The following is a 17,391-nucleotide window of genomic DNA, read 5'->3' as shown; positions in this document are numbered from 1 at the left end:
ATGGAATAGGAAGGAGTAGATAAAGTTTGTTATATAATGTATACTGTGATGAAAGTTGTCATTTGGAAAACGATAGAATTAATGTAATGGTTTTAGGTGCTGTTTGGTGTTCACAATCAAAATTAAGTGAAATCAATAAAAGAATTCGTAAAATAAAAGAAAGAAATGGTGTTTCTCCTACAATGGAATTAAAATGGACTAAGATTAGTCCTGCAAAGATTGAGCTATATAAGGACTTAATAAATTATTACTTTGACGATGATGATTTGCATTTTCGAGCTATCATCATCCCAGATAAAACAAAGTTAAACCATAAACAATTTAATCAAACACATGATGATTGGTACTATAAGATGTATTTTGATATGTTGAAAGTGATTTTTAATCCTTCAGATCGTTATGAAGTTTATATCGACATAAAAGATACTAATTCATATAGTAAATCGCAAAAATTAAAAGAAGTTTGCTCTAATTCTCTGTATGATTTTTCACAAAAAGTCATTCAAAGACTTCAACCTATACGTTCAGAAGAAGTAGAAATAATGCAGATTGTAGACGTGTTAATTGGAGCACTTGGGTACAATAATCGTAAGTTTGATCATGACTTCATAAAAAGTTCAGCTAAACAAGAAATTATCGATCTAATAAAAGAGCGTTCTGGCTACAGTATGGAAAAAACTACATTATTACGAGAGGAAAAGTTAAACTTGCTATTTTGGAATGCGAGGGATATCATATGAGTAATGATTGTTGGCTACCATCGCTTGAATTATATGTAGATTATAATAGTGACTGGAATAAATATGAAGATGCTGTATATACTATCTTTAAGGGTGATATCATTGATAATCCACCTAGTTTTGAGGGGAAAAACATAAAAATTCGTTGGCACCCTATAGAATATAATAAACCAGAAGCCTTTTTCCATGTTACTTGCCAAGATTACATTAAAAATGGTGAACGAGTTCCAGATTTTAGACGATGTGAACGTATCAGATGGATTAGAGCCTTTATAGAAAATTATAAATGTGATTCTACATTGTGTGATGATTGCGAAGGGATTAAGGTATGGCGTGAAAAGGTTAAAAGCAATGAACGAGTTCACCTATTATTAGAAGAAGAGTTATATTTGGTAGTTTTAGAGCCAAGAAGAGAATATTGTCTTCTAATTACAGCATTTTATCTTGAATATGATCACGCTTTAAAAAAGAAATTAGAACACTATAAAAAATACATAGAACAACAACTTTAATTGTATCACAGACAAAAAATCCACCTGCTATGCAGGTGAGTTCTGATAAGGCTCGATAGAGCTGTAAGGCAAGTAGTGCTGAAGTAAGACTTTAGAGGTTGGCGGGTAAGCGTGGCTTATAGCCACAGAGCAAACCACCAGCTAAGCTGGTGGTACTGATTTTATTTTTTCAATTATTATTGACAAAACTTAAAAAATAGCATATACTAATAGTAGCTCATCTGCCATGTGTAGAAAGAGTTCCTGAAATCGTCTTGTTTTACAAGGCGATTTTTGCTATAAAAAAGTGAGATCATACAAGATGATTTGTTCTTGTATGATCGTTTTTTGCTTAAAGGCTATTTACTAAAATCTGTTTTAAACGGTCGTTAAATATAGTATAATAAATTTAAGAATTAAGGAATTAGAAATTGCTTTAATTGGTATATAATAATATGGGTTATTTTAGGTTGAGTAGATATGGCAAGTATTTACTGTCATTCAAAATGAAATGAAGTCAAAACCTGAACAATCTTTACTATTTGATGTATATGATTTTGACGTAGAACTAGAAAATTATTTTTATTTATTCTAAAAAAGCTGAAATTCAATTTAAAGGTCACCTATCAAATGCTATTGCATTGAAAACAAGCGATGACATATTTTATTTGAACAAAGTATATTATACTGATACTAAAGGCGATAATGATAAGAATAAAGGGATTTCAAATAAAAAGTTTTAAAATATTAAATTGTTTAAAAGTATAATGGGTCAGTTGTCAAGACAAAAAACTATACCTTCTTAATGAATTCAATTTAATAGAAGAAAGCGTAATCATTTCCTCTTATGCTGCCATTGGTAACAGGATTAACGATTAGGGTGAATTGTATGGAATAAAGCTTTCAATCATCTATGTCATTGAATGTTTTATTCTGTGTAATTTCAAAAAGAAATTTGCAGAAAGCTATTTTTAGAAAGACTGAAAATGAAACTTTTTTACAAAATTAAAGGCTCCGCCAGGGATAAGTGCCACCAAGTGATAATAGAATCCAATCCTCATGGCACGTTGAGTGCATAACTATGATGACGTATTGTGGTGAAACGCCTAAAAATGAGGGTTAAACCACAAGATGTTGTGGTTTGAGGGCGGTTTTGGAGTGAAAAAATCGGTAAAAAAGTGGCATTTTTGAGCCTCAAAAAATGGCTAAAAAACGGATGACATCGGGTATTTCAGAGTATGTAGACAGATGACAACTTAAAAAAGCAAAAATACAAGGCTTGGATTTCAATATGAGATGCAAGTCTTTTTTGTATATATAATATGAAACTATTTATCAGTAAATAAAAAAGAAATTTATATTTGACGATACCCAATATATTTTATATAATGACCATAAATTAGAAAATTATGGAAAAAATAAATGTAGAAGGACTGGAGGTGCAATATGGTAGTGGCAGATTGTTTGCAATTATCCGCTTTACGAGAAGCAAAGGTCATAGCTGGACATGAAGGGCTGGATCAATTTGTGGTGACAGTATCCGTATTGGAATATGCAAAAATTTCATCCATATCAGATGTGCTTTTTCTGGGAAATGAACTGATACTGAGTGCGTTTATCTCTGTAAAAGATAGTGTGGAAGACCAGTGTGAAGCCATTCGTAGACTCCATGAAATGGGCGAAGCTGGACTTGTATTGTATTATGTGGGGTGTTTTTTGCCAGAGATTTCAAAGGAATTGATTGCCCTTGCGGATGAACTTGCATTTCCATTAATTGTGATGCCAGAAAATGTACTCCAGCACCGTTATAGCGAAGTCATTACAGAGGTTTTGGAAGCCATATTTGAGGAAAAGAAGAAGGAAACATACTTTGTGAACAATATCATGGAAATTATCTCCAGAATGCCTGAACGCCAACGTACAGTGGATAGTGTGTTGCGTATTTTGAGTGATCGCTTGCGTTGTTCTTTTTGCTTGTTCAATCGAGAGGGCGAAATACAAGGTTTGGCAAGTTGGCCAATGGCATCTAAGGATATCTTTCAAATGGTATTTGAGGAGTTAAAAGGGCAGGGGTATTCCAAGAAAAAAGATGTCACCGCCATGGAAATTGAAGAACGAAAATTTCATGTGTATCGAAAAAAATTCGACACAACTGGACGAAAAAGGTTAGAAATATTTGCCTTGGATGAAGGTGGTCGTTTGGACGGTTACGGTATGGAGCAAGTGGTGGAAGTGCTACAGATGTTTGGAAACATTTGGAGCGATGTGTTTTGTGCAGAAAATGAAGATGTATTGGTGAAAGCCATTTTGAACAATCATCCTCATATGATGAAGCGTCTAGCGGTGAACTATCAAATTGACTTGAAAAAAATCCGCATTATGTGGGTGCTGAAAAGAAAAAATGGCATGGGGATGCAATTGGATTTGATGAAGTTAAAATCCTATCTGAAAGAACATCAAAAACGAGTCATTGTGGATGATGTGGACGATGGCGTTGTAGCTTTTATGGAGGATGGGGCATTTTGGGATATGGATATGCAACTTGCAGAATGTTATATGGAGCAAGAGTCTGATGAAGATGTGATTTTATTCTGTTGCGGTGGAATGGATTCCACACAAGACGTTCGAAAGGCATATGTGATGATGGAAAATAGTTTTCCTATGATTTGTAAAATCTTTCCGAAAAGGCGAGTATTTACAGAGGCACAGCTTAGATTCACCCAAGAATGTATGCGGATTTTGGCACAAGGAGAAGAAGTGGTTTTGGAATACCAACAAGTGCTTTTGCCTTTGTTGGGATACAAAAATACAGACGAGCTATTGAAAACCTTATCCATTTATTATTTCGATACAGAATGTAATGTTTTGCAAACAGCAAATCTCTTATATCTACACGAAAGCACCATAAAGTATCGGCTGAACAAAATTCGCCAGAGATTGGGATACGATTTGGATTGTATGCCAGCGCAATACAATTTGTATTTGGCACTTGCACTGAAAAGAATAACATAAGAATAAGGAAGTCTGTTGGAGAATGAAAATTTCTGACAGGCTTTTTTATTTGTCTTTTTGACTAAAAAATGCAGGAGTTATTTGACTTTTCAGACATATACAAAAATTTTCCATTTGGCTACACTGTAAGAAAGATAACCATGTAGAAAGATGCCAACACAAAGGGGGTAACGTGTATGGAACAAGAAAAGAAAAAAACCAATGTGGAAAGCAAGGCTATGAGCCGTGTTTTGGACAGTGAACGACAAAGTTGGGTGAGCATTGCATTTTTATGGATTGGAACAATGATTTGTATTCCAATGTTGATGGTTGGTGGGATGTTATCGGCAGCAATGACCTTGGGCAATATTATTTTGGCAGCATTCTTGGGATTTTTAATTTGTAGTGCAATCATGGTGTTGACAGGTATGATGGCAACAGATTTAGGATTGCCCTCTGCTATGTGTGCAACAAAAGCTTTTGGTGACAGGGGCTCCTCCTTGTTGACCAGTTTGGTTGTATTCATCGCCCAATTGGGTTGGTTTGGGGTGCAAACAGCAACTTGTGCAACTGCTTTCAATACCTTGATGGCAATGATGGGTGTTACCTTCCCATTTTGGATTTCTTGCCTCATCTGGGGTGCAATTATGTTGGTGACAGCAGTTTATGGATTTAATATGATGAAAATTTTGAACTATATCGCAGTACCAGCTTTGGTTGCAATGTGTATCTTTGGTGCAGGAAAAGCGGCATCGGGTGTGGGTATGTCTGGTTTGATGGCAATGACACCAGAAGCAGAAATGCCTATGAGTGCAGCGATTTCCATGATTATTGGATTGTTTGCAGTTGGGACAGTTATCAATTGTGATTATGCAAGATACGCAAAAAGTAGAGCAGATGCTACGAAAGCAACTTTTATCGGTGTATTGCCAGCAGCGGTTATGATGATTACTGTGGGTGCAATTATGGCTTTGGCAACAGGAAACTTTGATGTAACTGGTTTCTTTGCAAACATCGGTTTGCCAGTTGTCAGTATGCTTGTTTTGATTTTGGCAACTTGGACAACAAACACAAGTAATGCTTATACATCTGGTTTGGCAGCTATGAAAGTATTTGGTTTCAAAGATGAAAAACGTCCGATGGTGACCATGATTTGTGGTGCAGTTGGTACATTGATTGCCATTGCAGGGCTTGCAGATGTATTGACCAATTTCATCAGCATTCTTTCTAGTATCGTACCTCCAATCGCTGGGGTTATGGTTGCGGATTATTGGATTGTGGGCAAAGGAAAAGCAGAAAATTGGTATCCTGTGAAAGGGTTTAATGGTGTGGGTATTGCCGCTTGGGCAATCGGCTCCATTGTTGCACTCAAATTTAGTTTCTTTAGTCCAGCACTAGATGGCATCATTGTTTGTGCAATTGTTTATGTTGTATTGCATCAATTCCTTGGAAAAACAAGCTTTGCTGGTGGTGGCAAAATGTCCATCGAAGAAGCGGAAGAAAGTGTATCTCAATAAAATTTCATAGGAGATTGTGAAAAGGAGGAAAACCGATGGAAGCCAATCGCAAAATTGTAGAAGCGGCAAAGAAATTGATTTTGAACTGTATGGGAACAAAAATGGATGAAAAACTGCTCATTGTGGCAGATGAAAAAACCTTTGATTTGGGATATGGATTTGCAGTTGCTGGACGTGAATGTGGAATTGAAACCACCTTTGTGGAAGCACCAACACAAACAAAAGGCGAACCACCAGAAGCGGTGGCAGCAGCAATGGAAGCAGCAGATGTGGAATTTTTGTTGACTTCCATGAGCTATTCTCATGTGAAGGCACGTATTGTAGCAACAGAAAAAGGTGCTAGAATTGCCTCTATGCCTATGATGAATATGGAGATTGCAGAAAATTATTTGGATGCAGATTATCCATTTATCAAAAAAATCAGTGAAGAATTGGCAGAGATGTTGACCAAAGCGAAAACTGTGCGTGTGACAACAGAAAAAGGAACAGACATCACTTTTTCAGCAGAAGGCAGAGAATGTCATGCAGATACAGGACTTTTGACAAACAAAGGGGATTTGGGCAATTTACCAGCTGGCGAAGCTTACTTTGCACCTATTGAAAACATCGGCACAGGAACCATTGTTGTAGATGGTTGCATTGCTTATGTGGGTGTTTTGGAAGATGACATCAAATTAACACTTGCGGATGGCATGATTACCAACATTGAAGGTGGAAAAGGTGCAGCCAAATTATTGGACTTCCTAAAAGACAAAGATGTAGAAGCAAAAGGCATTGCAGAGTTTGGCATTGGCACAAACCCAGGAGCAAAAATCATTGGTCATCCTTTGGTGGATGAAAAGGTATGGGGTACCATTCACATTGCATTTGGGATGAATCTTTCCTTTGGTGGCACAAGAGAATCCAACATCCACTACGATTGTATCATCAACAAACCAACGGTCTATGTGGATGATGTGATGATTATGAAAGATGGCGAACATATTTATTGAGATGGGATAAGCGAGAAAAAAGGAGGAACTGGTATGAGTAGAATTATGAACGAAGAAAGTATTTTGAATGTTATCTGGGGTGCAACTTTGCTTGGTGGCGGTGGCGGTGGTTCCATCGAAAGCGGTATGGAACTATTGGAAACCTACAAGAAAAACCATCCAGACAAAGCACCAGAAATCGAATTGATTACTTATGATGAAATGGAAGCAGGAACATATGCAGCGGTAACAGCAGGCATGGGTTCGCCACAAGCAATTGTTGGCAAAGATTTCTCTGTATATGCTGAAAATGCTTTCAAACTCTTGCAAAAAGTTGCTGATGATGAAGGAAAGGTTTTGAAATATAGCATTCCTGTGGAAATGGGTGGGTTCAACACCTTTGTGCCAATGATGATTTCTTTGGAAACTGGCTTGCCATTTGTGGATGCAGATGGTGCGGGGCGTGCTGTTCCTGCTTTGGAAACTCTTTTGCTCAATGTCAATGGCTGTGCAACATCTCCTTTGGCTATGGCGAATGACAAAAATGATCAAATTACAATTAAGTTGGCAGATCCATACGATGCACCTTTGGCAGAAAAATTAGGTAGAGATGTGTGTATTGAGTTTGGTATGTTGGCTGGATTGTCTGGTTGGATGGTTTCTGCAACAGAAATTCAAGAGTTGATTGTGGATGGATCTGTTACTTTGGCAGAAAAAATTGGCGCTATTTTTAGAGGGACAGAAGAAAAGAAACATCTTTTGAAAGAGATTGAAAAAATAGAATCGATATCTGCAAAAGAAATTTGTGAAGGTCAAGTGGTAGAAGTGTTTACAGATACATCTGGCGGTTTTGATTATGGTCGTGTGGTTGTAGATGGTGGAGGTCAATTGTATAAAATTGATTTCCAAAATGAAAATTTGCTGGTGTCCAAAGAAGTGGATGGTACATATGTACCTATGATGACTGTCCCTGATATCATTTGCATGTATTGCTTGGATGCAAATGGCGTGGATACCAATGTGGAAGCAGGAATGCCATTGTCCAATGCAGATGTCAAAGAAGGTATGCAGATTTCTTTGGGTATCATCAAAGTGGATGATAAGTGGTTCAAAGATTTTGGTCAAGATATGAAGTGGTGGACAGTTTGGAATGAATATATGGCAAATATCAAATATACTGGAGGCAATATTCGTTTTGATGATGTGGAACTATGATGTAATATAGATGTATGATAGGGTATGTCTATTAAAGAAACTAGGTAGTAATAATTGAATAGAAACAAAAAATGGGCATCAAGGTGGAAATCTTGGTGCTTTTTTGTTCGGAAATTGAACGAGATTTTAGAGATAGAATCTCGTTTTTTAATGTCTGAAAACAGATTAAGATTTGAGAAAGGTGGTGATTTATAAAGAGGATATCAGTGAGTGCAAACTACAAACAAAAATGGAACGAGGAGGAACTTGAATGAGATTACGAATACAACAACCAACCACGAAAAAGCAAATTGAAATCACCTTGCCAGCTACGGAAAAACAACTACAAACATATTGTGACGAATTGAGTATCGACAACGATATGCGGAGTAGAGCTATTGTTAACGAAGTACCCTTTGATGACAAAATGAACACTATTCTTGCAGGCAACCAATACAACCTCACAGAACTCGATTTCTTATTTCAAAGTGTAGACAGATTTACAGATGAAGAAATGAAAGTCTTTTATACTGTAGCAACAGCGAAAAATCTGTCAGATATCAAGGACTTAATCAACCTGAGTTTTAACGAGCAGTGTTACAGCGTTGTGACCGATTTCAGCGACATAAATAGGCTTGGCGAAAAGTTATACCTCAACGAGAATGGAGCAGCGAGTGAGGAAGAATTGCGAAATGTAGACGGGCAACAATATATCGAAAAAATGATTGCAGACAATCCAAATCCTCTGGTATCGCCTTATGGGTTGGTATATCCCAACCAAAACGAACCAAAAGACATTTATTTTGGCAAGACATTTCCTCAATATCTAAATGGATTTAAGGTTTTCAATGTGGCACTGCAAACCGATCCCGGCGAGGAATATTTGGACTTGCCTTGTGAAGAAAGTGAAATCCAAAAGGCAATGGAACGATTGGAAGTGGCAAGTTTAGATGATACATCTATCACGATTTTATATCACAACTTGCCTGATAAAACAGAAGATGTTTTACATGAAATTGAATGCGATTTGCAGCCACTCAACGAAATTGCAAAGACCTTGCATCAAGTGGGTGAACGAGAGTATGACTATTTGGATAAGCTTGCGGTTATGACAAAAATCAATACTACCGAAGAATTGAAAACCCTATGCCACTGTATGCATGAGTTTGAAGTATTCCATGACATTCACACACCAGAGGCATATGGGCAATATATGATTTGCGACAGTGGACGTTACGAATACGATGAAAACCTTGAGGAATACATCGACTTCAAAAGATATGGAGAAAATCGCATTGCGAATGAAGTTGGCACTTTCACAAAGCAAGGATACATGACATATATGGGTTACAATCCAGAAATGGCTGAAATCCTAAATAGAAACCTCAACATGAATATCCAGAATCAATCTTACAGTGAAATTCTAAAGCTATATATGCCACTGAAAGTGATTTCTTACGAGGAAGAAAACGATTGGGGGCAATATGAAACTTCTGATTATGAAGAAGAACTAGACAGCTGTGATCTTTGTGGTTATGAAGATGAGCTTGAAAGTTTTATAAAGTCCTATGGCGATCATGTTCCAGAAGAACGAGGTTTGATGGAATATTATGATACAAAGGATTCGGTCAATGCAAAGGTGGAAAGCTTCAAGTTTGAATTTGAGCAGATGGATGGCGATGTATATGGTGTAGCGGTTTGTGAATTGAAAGCACCGCTGGATGCTACGGAAATGGCCACATTGAAAGAGTATATCACTGGTCAGGCAAGTGACGGCTTTGGAGAGGGATTGGAGCAAGAGGATTTTAACTTATGTGGTCGCAATGTGAATATCAGCCTGTGGGATAGTAACCATTATTTTTTGCGAACTGCTGAAGAAATGGGTTTTCGTGAACAGGTACAAAGAGATGGATTTGATATGATGATGCAATAAAAAAGGCAAAGCAAAAAGCTATGCCCATGTTACAAGAAATAATGTTTTAGATAGGGACAGTTTCAAGTTTTGTGTAAACTGAAAATTTAGATGTATGATATATGAATAGTTACATGAAGGGCAGAGTCGATTTTGGTTCTGCCCTTGCTTTGTATTATAGCGTTACTTTTAAAAATGTCAATATAATCTGACTATCAATATCCAGCTTCGTCCAAACGTTCTTCAAAATAAATTTCAAGTTGAGAATGGATTTGACCCCAATCTTGGCGGTGACCTGTCCATTTTTTGGTAATGTCCATAGTGGCTAAATAGAGCATTTTCAAAAGACTATCGTCGGATGGAAAGATAGTCTTACTTTTTGTCACTTTTCGTAACTGACGGTTAAAACCTTCGATGGCATTTGTGGTATAAATAAGCCGTCTAATGGCTTCGGGATACTTGAAATACGTGGATAAGGTAGCCCAATTATCCATCCAAGATTTGTAGATTTTAGGGTATTTCTGATTCCATTTTTCAGCGAATAATTCCAGTTCGTTTAAAGCAATTTCTTCTGTTGCAGCTGCATATACTCGTTTCAAATCTGCCATCAACGCTTTGATATCTTTGTACGATACAAATCTTGTTGAATTGCGGATTTGATGAATAACACAGTGTTGTATTTCGGTCTGTGGGAAAACAGCTTCAATGGCTTGGGGAAAGCCGATTAGTCCATCAATACAGGCAATTAGAATGTCTTGAATACCTCTATTTTTGAGACCATTCATGATAGAAAGCCAGAATTTCGCACTTTCATTTTCGCCTACATACATACCAAGTACATCTTTGCGACCAGACATATCTATACCCAAGGCAATATATACAGCCTTTTTCACAATTCGCCCTTCGCTTCGTACATGGAAATGGATTGCATCCATAAAAACAACGGCATAGACTGATTCCAGCGGGCGCTCCTGCCACTCTTTCACGATAGGAATGATTTTATCTGTAACTCTACTGATTGTACTGTCTGATATTTTGATGTCGTAAAGCTCTCGCATATGATCTTCAATATCACTGGTGGTCATACCTTTGGCGTACATAGATATGATTTTTTCTTCCATGTCTTGTGTGACAGTGTTTTGATATTTCTTGATGAGCTGTGGCTCATATTCGCTATTGCGATCTCTAGGGATAGCGAGCTCCATATCGCCATAACTTGTGTGCATGGTTTTGGAAGAGTGTCCATTTCTGCTGTTTTTTGTGTCTTTGTTTGCGTAATCATACTTAGAATAGCCTAATTCTTCGTCTAGTTCCTCATCAAGAGAGCCTTCGAGAATTACAGACATCATGTCCCTCATGATGGCGTTTACGTCTGCACCATTTTTGACGGATACATCATTGTTTTTTAAATATTCTTTCATCATTTCTCGCATTGCTTGTTTTTGTGGTGTTTCGCTTCTTGTTCTTTTTGCCATAATAAAACCTCCAAACTGATTGTATTTATCATACATCAATTTGGAGGTTTACACAAACTTTGGGATAGTCCCTTTAGATATGATGATTATTTTGCTTTTTTATAAGAAATAATATCATTTATATCGCAATCAAGAGCAAAACATATTCTTGCGAGAACGTCTAAATCCATTTTTTCGATATTTCCAAAATACCATTTGGTTGCTACTTCGTGACGAATATTAGCAAGCCTTGACAATGCACCACGAGTGATGTTGCGTTCATCCATAAATTCTTTGAGCTTAAATTCGATTTCTCCGTAGTCTTTCAAAGTGATTACTGAATTGTTTTTCATAATGGCACCCTCCTATATATATTCTATGTAAACAGTTACATATTGACTATTCTCATATATATAGTTACTATGTATATAGTATAAAATGCAAAGGAGGAATATGCAGATGAAAGAGAAAACGGCATCAGTTACTGGGCATCGCAAATTGCCAATGGATATGGAATTAGAAATACTACAAAAACAGCTGGCAAATGAAATAGAGGTATCTATCAATGATGGTTATATTAGATTTCTCTTTGGTGGTGCAATCGGCTGGGATATGCTTTGCGGTTTTGTAGTAGCATCCCTAAAAGAAAAGTACAAAGAAATACAGTTGGTGGCGGTAGTGCCATTTCGAGAGCAAGAAGAAAAGTGGAGCAAAGAAGAACAGACAAAGTATAGAGAACTTTTGCATCTATGTGATGAAGTGATTATCTTACAAGAAGAATATACCAAGGACTGTTTTAAAAATCGAAATCAATACATGGTAGACCATAGCAGCAAAGTCATTGCCTATTACAATGGTGGTGTGCGTAGTGGAACAGGACAGACCATTCGTATGGCGGAAAAACAAAAATTAAATATTGTCAATTTATATTAGTGTCGGCAGAAATGTCGGCACTTTTTCTATGTCAGGAGGTAAAAAATGAGAGGATTTCCAACGGAAAAGGAAATAAAAAAAATCAAAGCAATGTACCCAATCGGTACAAGAATCAAATTGATTTCGATGGATGATCAGTACAGTCCAATTGAAGCTGGAACAGAGGGCGAAATTGTAGGCATCGACGATTGTGGAACGTTTCTTATGAAGTGGGACAATGGTAGAACGTTAGGTCTTATCCCATTCGAAGATAAGTTTGAGGTTCTTCCAACTCTCGATGAACCAAATGAAGTGCAAAAAAATGAATCAAGAGTGCAGATGGGAGGTATGAGCCTATGAAACTAGACATTGCCATATCCAACCCAGAAACCAAACAACGATTGGACATTGACTTACCAGCAAAGTATGGTGTCATCGAAGATGCACTGCTTCGATTAAACTGTGATGAAACGATCAGCGCCAGCGGAAGAATTTTGGATGGCTACGAGCGAGGAATAGTAGCTTTCTACTTTGAAAAGTGCAACGTCTTTGAACTGAACTACTTGGCAAGCACCATAGAAAACTTTGACTATGATGAAAGCAGCCAGTTCATTGGCGGTTACTTTATTATGGATCAAAAAGAGCCGATGGATGTTCACAAAGCCATCAATCTTGCAATGAACATACAAAGCAACAATCTTGTAGTATCGCAACCAGCAATGGATGAATATGACTTGGCAAAGTTTTATCTCGAGAATGATTTGATACCAGAGATTGCAGGTATCAATGATGAAGTTTATGATTGGATTGTGGATCATACTGATTTACAGAGTCTTGGGGAAGAAATTTGTCAGAAAGAAAATGGCACATTCATCAGTAGCGATTATGTCACGAAGGAAGAATTGGAAAATTTATATGAGGGTGATATGCGAATGCCAGAAAACGAAAATTATATTTTTCAATTGGAAGTTGGATTGCAAACAGAACCGAAAAATGACAAAAGATATACTATACAACTGCCAACAAGCAATGCGGAGTTTCGTCAGATGATGAAGGACTTTGCTGTGACAGATGTGGCAGGTTTGAGGTGTTATCAATTTGCCAGCATAGTGCCACAGTTGCAAAATATGGACTTTGGGATGGAAGATATTGAAACATTGAATGAACTCGCAGCCTCCATTTATTGCTTCAAAGAACTGAATGAGTTAAACACCTATAAAGCAATGGTGGATGCGACACAATCTGTGAATCTGGAAACTGCACACAACCTTTGTGAATATGTTGATGAGTTTACATTGCAACCAAAGGATAGAAGTTATGCCGATTACGGAAGAAGTAGATTTCAAAATGTGTTGCCAGATGAACTGTTGGAATGCTTGGATACCGAAGATTATGGCAGAAAAATTGCAGAGAAAAATGGAGTGAGCATGACCAGTTATGGGGTGTTGGTTCCTAGAGATGGAGTGCCACTGATGGAAAAACTGACACAACCGAAAGTGGTGCAATCCCAAGGAGTGAAAATGGAACAAAGTATGTAAAAGAATAGTAAGCAGAATAGTAACCCATAAGACCGTGTGTTTCGCTGTACCCAACAGCAAAGCAGACGGTCTTTTTTGCGTTTAAGGGAAAGGAGAAATCATGCAAGAATTACAGATATTTCAAAATGAAGAGTTTGGAGAAATTCGCACAACAAAAGATGGAAAAGGAAATGTACTGTTTTGTGGCACAGATGTAGCAAAAGCATTGGGATATTCGGTTCCGACCAAAGCAGTCAATACACATTGCAAAGGGGTTTCCAAAATGGAAGCCCCTTCAAAAGGCGGAAATCAGCAGATGTTATTTATTCCAGAATCCGATTTGTATCGTCTGATTGTCAAAAGTAAATTGCCTTCTGCGGAAAGATTTGAGTGTTGGGTGTTTGAAGAAGTTTTACCTTCCATTCGCAAATATGGCGGCTATGTCACAGAGGAAACTCTAACAAGCATCTTCAACAATCCAGATAACCTACACGTCTTTCTTGCAAATATGCTCAAGGTATCCGAAGAAAATAGAAAGCTGAAACAAGAGGTTGGTGAGTTGCAAACCAAAGGTGAATACTTCGACAACATGATAGATACAGGTTTGTCAATCAACTTCCGAACCACAGCGAAAGAGATTGGTGTGAAGCCAATGTTCTTAATTCATTTTCTGTTGGAAAACAAATATCTTTATCGTGATGTAAGAAAAGTCCTGCTTCCCTATCAACACCATGTAGAAAGGGGATTGTTTGAAATTGTGGAGTTTTGTAGAAATGGGCATACAGGGGTGCAAACCTTGGTGACAACAACAGGAAGAAACTACTTTTTGCAACTGTATTTAGATGGTGACATGGATGTTGGCTCTATATAAAAATGAGAGGTGATTGTTATTTGAAAAAAAGCATAATAGCATGGGTGGGTGGAAAATCAAAGTTGATGTGGATTATCAACTTGTTAGCACCCAATCGATATGAAAGAAGCATTGATGTATTCGGTGGCAGTGGCACTGTCACATTGAATCTTGCTTGTACCACTGCAAATCTTCGTGTTTACAACGATTTCAATGGGAATCTAGTAAACTTGATGCGTTGTGCAAGAGATAGACCATTGGCACTCATTCGTGAAATTGGTTTTTTGGCACTCAATGCACGAGATGATTTTGAAATGTACAAAAAATTCATTGAAAAGGAGGAATTTTCGGAGTATGACTTAGAGGAAGAACTGAAACTGACGGAGATTATGTTTGAACAGCCAAAAGCAGAGGAATTAAAAAGGTTGATCATCAAACAAAGCAAGGAAAAAGACATCAAACGTGCTGCTGCGTATTATAAGTTGTTGCGATATAGTTTCAATGCAAATGCAGACACATTTGGTGGAAAGAAATGTGACGTGCGTAGGTTTTTTGTAGACATCTGGAGCTTTTCTAGAATCTTCAGAAATATCACAATCGAAAATAAGGATTTTGAAGCACTCATCAAACAGTATGATAGGGAAATGGCTTTCATTTACTGTGATCCACCATACTACGATGCAGAAAGTTTCTACAAAAACGAAGTGCCATTTACAAAAGAGGATCATATTCGTTTGCGAGATGTGTTGCATGAAGCAAAAGGGTATGTGATGGTGAGTTACAACAACGTACCAGAGATTTTAGAACTGTATCAAGATTTCTATATTTACCATACAACCAGATCCCATTCCATGAGCAAAAAGAAGGGGGAGGTTTATGAAGAATTAATTATTATTAACTACGATATAACGAAATATGTGAACAACGGAAGTTACCAAATGCAATTGTTTGGTGACTTTTCTTTTGTTCAAAATGAAGGGGAATATTCTTTGCTACATTCTCCAAGCCAACAATTAAGAGGACGAAAGAAAGAGGTATCGAAATGAAGAAAAACAAACAAGTAATGACGAAACAAACAAAACTCGGCAACGAAGTAACAGTGCAGGTTTTTGATGCTGTGATGCTATTGCGCAACACGAATTTGACAGCATTGGAGATGGTGGAGATCATTTTCACACTAGAAAATCTAGTAGACGATTTATACAATGCACTGATCCATGCATTCCCCCAAGATGAACTATGTGGAGATTGTTCTTTCTGTGATGGCTACATGGAAGATAACATTCATGTACCTGATTGGGCAAAGGTTGAAGCTGGCATTGCCCCAGATGCCAAGTTGTTTGTTTGCGTAGAAGAAGGGAGTGGACACATTATGTTAGAGCCTACGGAATACAAACACGATATTACAGATATTGACGAAGATATGCGTATGCGATTGGTGGATATGGGGATTTGTCTTGGTGAAATGAACGAGAGCATTATGGACGAGGAAGTGATTTATCGTGGGTAAAGAGTTTGTGGAAGTATATCCCTATTCTCGTAATGAGGCGAAACGATTGGAAGAAGTAGAACGATGGGAGCAAAGTCATCAAGAGAATATTGCTTGTAAAAATTTCATTGAGAAAACCATTGATGAAAACTACAAGGATAATCGTTTGCACCAAGATTCAGCCAACAAGGTGATTGAGCAGTTTGGTTACAAACGCACTGCCTATGTATTGGCAAATTCCGTCAATCACAAAAGTAGCGATGGTAGATTTTCACGTGCCAACAAAGAGTGGGCAAAGACGGTGTATATTCCAAAAGAAAAAAATCATTTGAATGCGGACTTTGCGGTGGACTCACATCCAACATTGCTGGATGGTTTCATCAATCAATATCAGAGAGCATATGACAAGTTGGAGATGTTCGATATTTCTCAAATTGATATGGAAGATGGATATTATGAAGGGAAAGTCATTGCGGTGATACCAACGGAATTATCAGAAGAATACTTCAACCAAAGGGATCAAATTTATGTTGCAACCAGTGGGTTTGGCTGTGAACCAGATAAGGTTGGTCGAGCGGTATTTGCCACCTGTCTTGGTGATGGAGTTAGGGTTCGATGGGATAGGTCACAAATCTTAGGAGTGATCAAAGAGGAATATATTCCAGAGTATGCCAAGCAGAAGTTGGAAGAATTGGGCTATGGAAATGGTGTAGAAGGAGTTCCAGATATTCCAATCAAATCAAATTCTCATGAACAAAGTTTTTAAGAACGAAGCAAGGGTGAACCAAGAAAGAAACAACAAACAATGATAGAAAGGGAGAATTTATATGGGAGAAAATACAAGAGAAAAACAAAGATACACAGCACTAGACTTGATTACATTTATCGAAGAAATGGAAGAATCCATTGGAAAAGCATATGAGGTGTTGGAAGAAAAATTCAGTTGCACAACGGATTGCACAGGCTGTCAATTTTGCGAAACATTTGCTGATGATACGGTCCATGTACCTGATTGGGCAAAGCTAGAAGCAGGATATTCTGCTGATACGAAATTCTTCTTTGCTGTGATGAGTGAAACAAAACAAATCGTATTGGAGCCAGCGGAGCATACACATGACTTGGGTGATGTTTCAGAAAATATGCAACAACGATTGGCGGACTTTGGCATTTGCCTTGGGGAATTGAATGAAAGCTTGATGAAAGATGAAGTGATTTATGAAGAATGAGATATTGCCATGATAAAAAGGAGGTTTCCAATGAGCAAAAGAAAATTCAAAGGCAAGTTTTCAGCAAAGCCAGTGCAAACACAAGCAAAGGTGCAATTCCACAAGCGTTGTTCCCCAAGAAGGCGTA

The 17,391-nt window shown here is 37.6% G+C and carries 17 protein-coding genes; 15 read left to right on the top strand and 2 right to left on the bottom strand.

What is annotated here, in order from left to right; translation table 11 throughout:
• Window positions 1–26: 26 nt before the first annotated feature.
• The 7 genes from MJY40_RS12075 to MJY40_RS12045 all read left to right on the top strand — a co-directional run bounded on the left by MJY40_RS12075 (window position 27) and on the right by MJY40_RS12045 (window position 9,837).
• Window positions 27–740: a DUF3800 domain-containing protein gene (locus MJY40_RS12075; RefSeq protein WP_317854469.1), complete on the top strand. Its 714-nt coding sequence runs from the start codon at window positions 27–29 to the stop codon at window positions 738–740.
• Window positions 737–1,252, top strand: coding sequence for a hypothetical protein (locus MJY40_RS12070; RefSeq protein ID WP_317854468.1), 516 nt, complete (start codon window positions 737–739; stop codon window positions 1,250–1,252). Before MJY40_RS12075 ends, MJY40_RS12070 begins: the two co-directional genes overlap by 4 nt.
• A gap of 1,425 nt (window positions 1,253–2,677) precedes the next feature.
• Window positions 2,678–4,243: a PucR family transcriptional regulator gene (locus MJY40_RS12065; RefSeq protein WP_317854467.1), complete on the top strand. Its 1,566-nt coding sequence runs from the start codon at window positions 2,678–2,680 to the stop codon at window positions 4,241–4,243.
• 176 nt (window positions 4,244–4,419) lie between these two features.
• Entirely contained in the window at window positions 4,420–5,739 is a 1,320-nt protein-coding gene (locus MJY40_RS12060; RefSeq protein ID WP_317854466.1) for a cytosine permease, read from the top strand.
• Between the two features lie 35 nt (window positions 5,740–5,774).
• A complete protein-coding gene (locus tag MJY40_RS12055; RefSeq protein ID WP_317854465.1) occupies window positions 5,775–6,731 on the top strand; it encodes an aminopeptidase in 957 nt (318 codons plus the stop codon).
• A gap of 33 nt (window positions 6,732–6,764) precedes the next feature.
• Window positions 6,765–7,925, top strand: coding sequence for a DUF917 domain-containing protein (locus tag MJY40_RS12050; RefSeq protein ID WP_317854464.1), 1,161 nt, complete (start codon window positions 6,765–6,767; stop codon window positions 7,923–7,925).
• A gap of 250 nt (window positions 7,926–8,175) precedes the next feature.
• A complete protein-coding gene (locus tag MJY40_RS12045; RefSeq protein WP_317854463.1) occupies window positions 8,176–9,837 on the top strand; it encodes an antirestriction protein ArdA in 1,662 nt (553 codons plus the stop codon).
• A 194-nt stretch (window positions 9,838–10,031) separates the two neighbouring features.
• On the opposite strand, the gene MJY40_RS12040 is transcribed toward MJY40_RS12045, so the two are convergent.
• On the bottom strand, window positions 10,032–11,249 hold the full coding sequence (locus MJY40_RS12040; RefSeq protein WP_317856392.1) for an IS256 family transposase: 1,218 nt from the start codon (window positions 11,247–11,249) through the stop codon (window positions 10,032–10,034).
• A 128-nt stretch (window positions 11,250–11,377) separates the two neighbouring features.
• Window positions 11,378–11,623, bottom strand: coding sequence for a helix-turn-helix domain-containing protein (locus MJY40_RS12035; RefSeq protein ID WP_317854462.1), 246 nt, complete (start codon window positions 11,621–11,623; stop codon window positions 11,378–11,380).
• Between the two features lie 106 nt (window positions 11,624–11,729).
• Here MJY40_RS12035 and MJY40_RS12030 point away from each other — a divergent pair, with 106 nt between their 5' ends.
• The 8 genes from MJY40_RS12030 (at window position 11,730) to MJY40_RS11995 (ending at window position 17,264) form a co-directional block, all read left to right on the top strand.
• Window positions 11,730–12,203, top strand: coding sequence for an SLOG family protein (locus MJY40_RS12030; RefSeq protein WP_317854461.1), 474 nt, complete (start codon window positions 11,730–11,732; stop codon window positions 12,201–12,203).
• Between the two features lie 45 nt (window positions 12,204–12,248).
• The gene (locus tag MJY40_RS12025) at window positions 12,249–12,542 is read left to right on the top strand and encodes a DUF4314 domain-containing protein (protein WP_317854460.1); all 294 of its coding nucleotides are present in this window, start codon (window positions 12,249–12,251) and stop codon (window positions 12,540–12,542) included.
• Window positions 12,539–13,720, top strand: a complete 1,182-nt coding sequence (locus tag MJY40_RS12020) for a hypothetical protein (RefSeq protein WP_317854459.1) — start codon at window positions 12,539–12,541, stop codon at window positions 13,718–13,720. Before MJY40_RS12025 ends, MJY40_RS12020 begins: the two co-directional genes overlap by 4 nt.
• Before the next feature lie 100 nt (window positions 13,721–13,820).
• Entirely contained in the window at window positions 13,821–14,570 is a 750-nt protein-coding gene (locus MJY40_RS12015; protein ID WP_317854458.1) for a BRO family protein, read from the top strand.
• 20 nt (window positions 14,571–14,590) lie between these two features.
• Window positions 14,591–15,595: a DNA adenine methylase gene (locus MJY40_RS12010; RefSeq protein ID WP_317854457.1), complete on the top strand. Its 1,005-nt coding sequence runs from the start codon at window positions 14,591–14,593 to the stop codon at window positions 15,593–15,595.
• Complete coding sequence (locus tag MJY40_RS12005) at window positions 15,592–16,059, top strand: hypothetical protein (protein WP_317854456.1); 468 nt, start codon at window positions 15,592–15,594, stop codon at window positions 16,057–16,059. The genes MJY40_RS12010 and MJY40_RS12005 overlap by 4 nt, the downstream gene beginning before the upstream one ends.
• A complete protein-coding gene (locus MJY40_RS12000) occupies window positions 16,052–16,804 on the top strand; it encodes a DUF3849 domain-containing protein (RefSeq protein WP_317854455.1) in 753 nt (250 codons plus the stop codon). The genes MJY40_RS12005 and MJY40_RS12000 overlap by 8 nt, the downstream gene beginning before the upstream one ends.
• Before the next feature lie 61 nt (window positions 16,805–16,865).
• The gene (locus tag MJY40_RS11995) at window positions 16,866–17,264 is read left to right on the top strand and encodes a hypothetical protein (protein ID WP_317854280.1); all 399 of its coding nucleotides are present in this window, start codon (window positions 16,866–16,868) and stop codon (window positions 17,262–17,264) included.
• Window positions 17,265–17,391: the final 127 nt, after the last annotated feature.

The sequence above is a fragment of the Chakrabartyella piscis genome, assembly GCA_030067835.1.
Lineage (GTDB): Bacteria > Bacillota > Clostridia > Lachnospirales > Anaerotignaceae > Chakrabartyella > Chakrabartyella piscis.
Note: the sequence above shows the minus strand (reverse complement) of the source record. Positions and strands in the feature narration are given on the sequence as shown.

What these genes read in the sequence shown, in the direction of transcription:
- MJY40_RS12070 (WP_317854468.1), top strand. Translation starts at nt 737, where the DNA reads ATGAGTAATGATTGTTGGCTACCATCGCTTGAATTATATGTAGATTAT.
- MJY40_RS12065 (WP_317854467.1), top strand. Translation starts at nt 2,678, where the DNA reads ATGGTAGTGGCAGATTGTTTGCAATTATCCGCTTTACGAGAAGCAAAG.
- MJY40_RS12060 (WP_317854466.1), top strand. Translation starts at nt 4,420, where the DNA reads ATGGAACAAGAAAAGAAAAAAACCAATGTGGAAAGCAAGGCTATGAGC.
- MJY40_RS12055 (WP_317854465.1), top strand. Translation starts at nt 5,775, where the DNA reads ATGGAAGCCAATCGCAAAATTGTAGAAGCGGCAAAGAAATTGATTTTG.
- MJY40_RS12050 (WP_317854464.1), top strand. Translation starts at nt 6,765, where the DNA reads ATGAGTAGAATTATGAACGAAGAAAGTATTTTGAATGTTATCTGGGGT.
- MJY40_RS12045 (WP_317854463.1), top strand. Translation starts at nt 8,176, where the DNA reads ATGAGATTACGAATACAACAACCAACCACGAAAAAGCAAATTGAAATC.
- MJY40_RS12040 (WP_317856392.1), bottom strand. Translation starts at nt 11,249, where the DNA reads ATGCGAGAAATGATGAAAGAATATTTAAAAAACAATGATGTATCCGTC.
- MJY40_RS12035 (WP_317854462.1), bottom strand. Translation starts at nt 11,623, where the DNA reads ATGAAAAACAATTCAGTAATCACTTTGAAAGACTACGGAGAAATCGAA.
- MJY40_RS12030 (WP_317854461.1), top strand. Translation starts at nt 11,730, where the DNA reads ATGAAAGAGAAAACGGCATCAGTTACTGGGCATCGCAAATTGCCAATG.
- MJY40_RS12025 (WP_317854460.1), top strand. Translation starts at nt 12,249, where the DNA reads ATGAGAGGATTTCCAACGGAAAAGGAAATAAAAAAAATCAAAGCAATG.
- MJY40_RS12020 (WP_317854459.1), top strand. Translation starts at nt 12,539, where the DNA reads ATGAAACTAGACATTGCCATATCCAACCCAGAAACCAAACAACGATTG.
- MJY40_RS12015 (WP_317854458.1), top strand. Translation starts at nt 13,821, where the DNA reads ATGCAAGAATTACAGATATTTCAAAATGAAGAGTTTGGAGAAATTCGC.
- MJY40_RS12005 (WP_317854456.1), top strand. Translation starts at nt 15,592, where the DNA reads ATGAAGAAAAACAAACAAGTAATGACGAAACAAACAAAACTCGGCAAC.
- MJY40_RS11995 (WP_317854280.1), top strand. Translation starts at nt 16,866, where the DNA reads ATGGGAGAAAATACAAGAGAAAAACAAAGATACACAGCACTAGACTTG.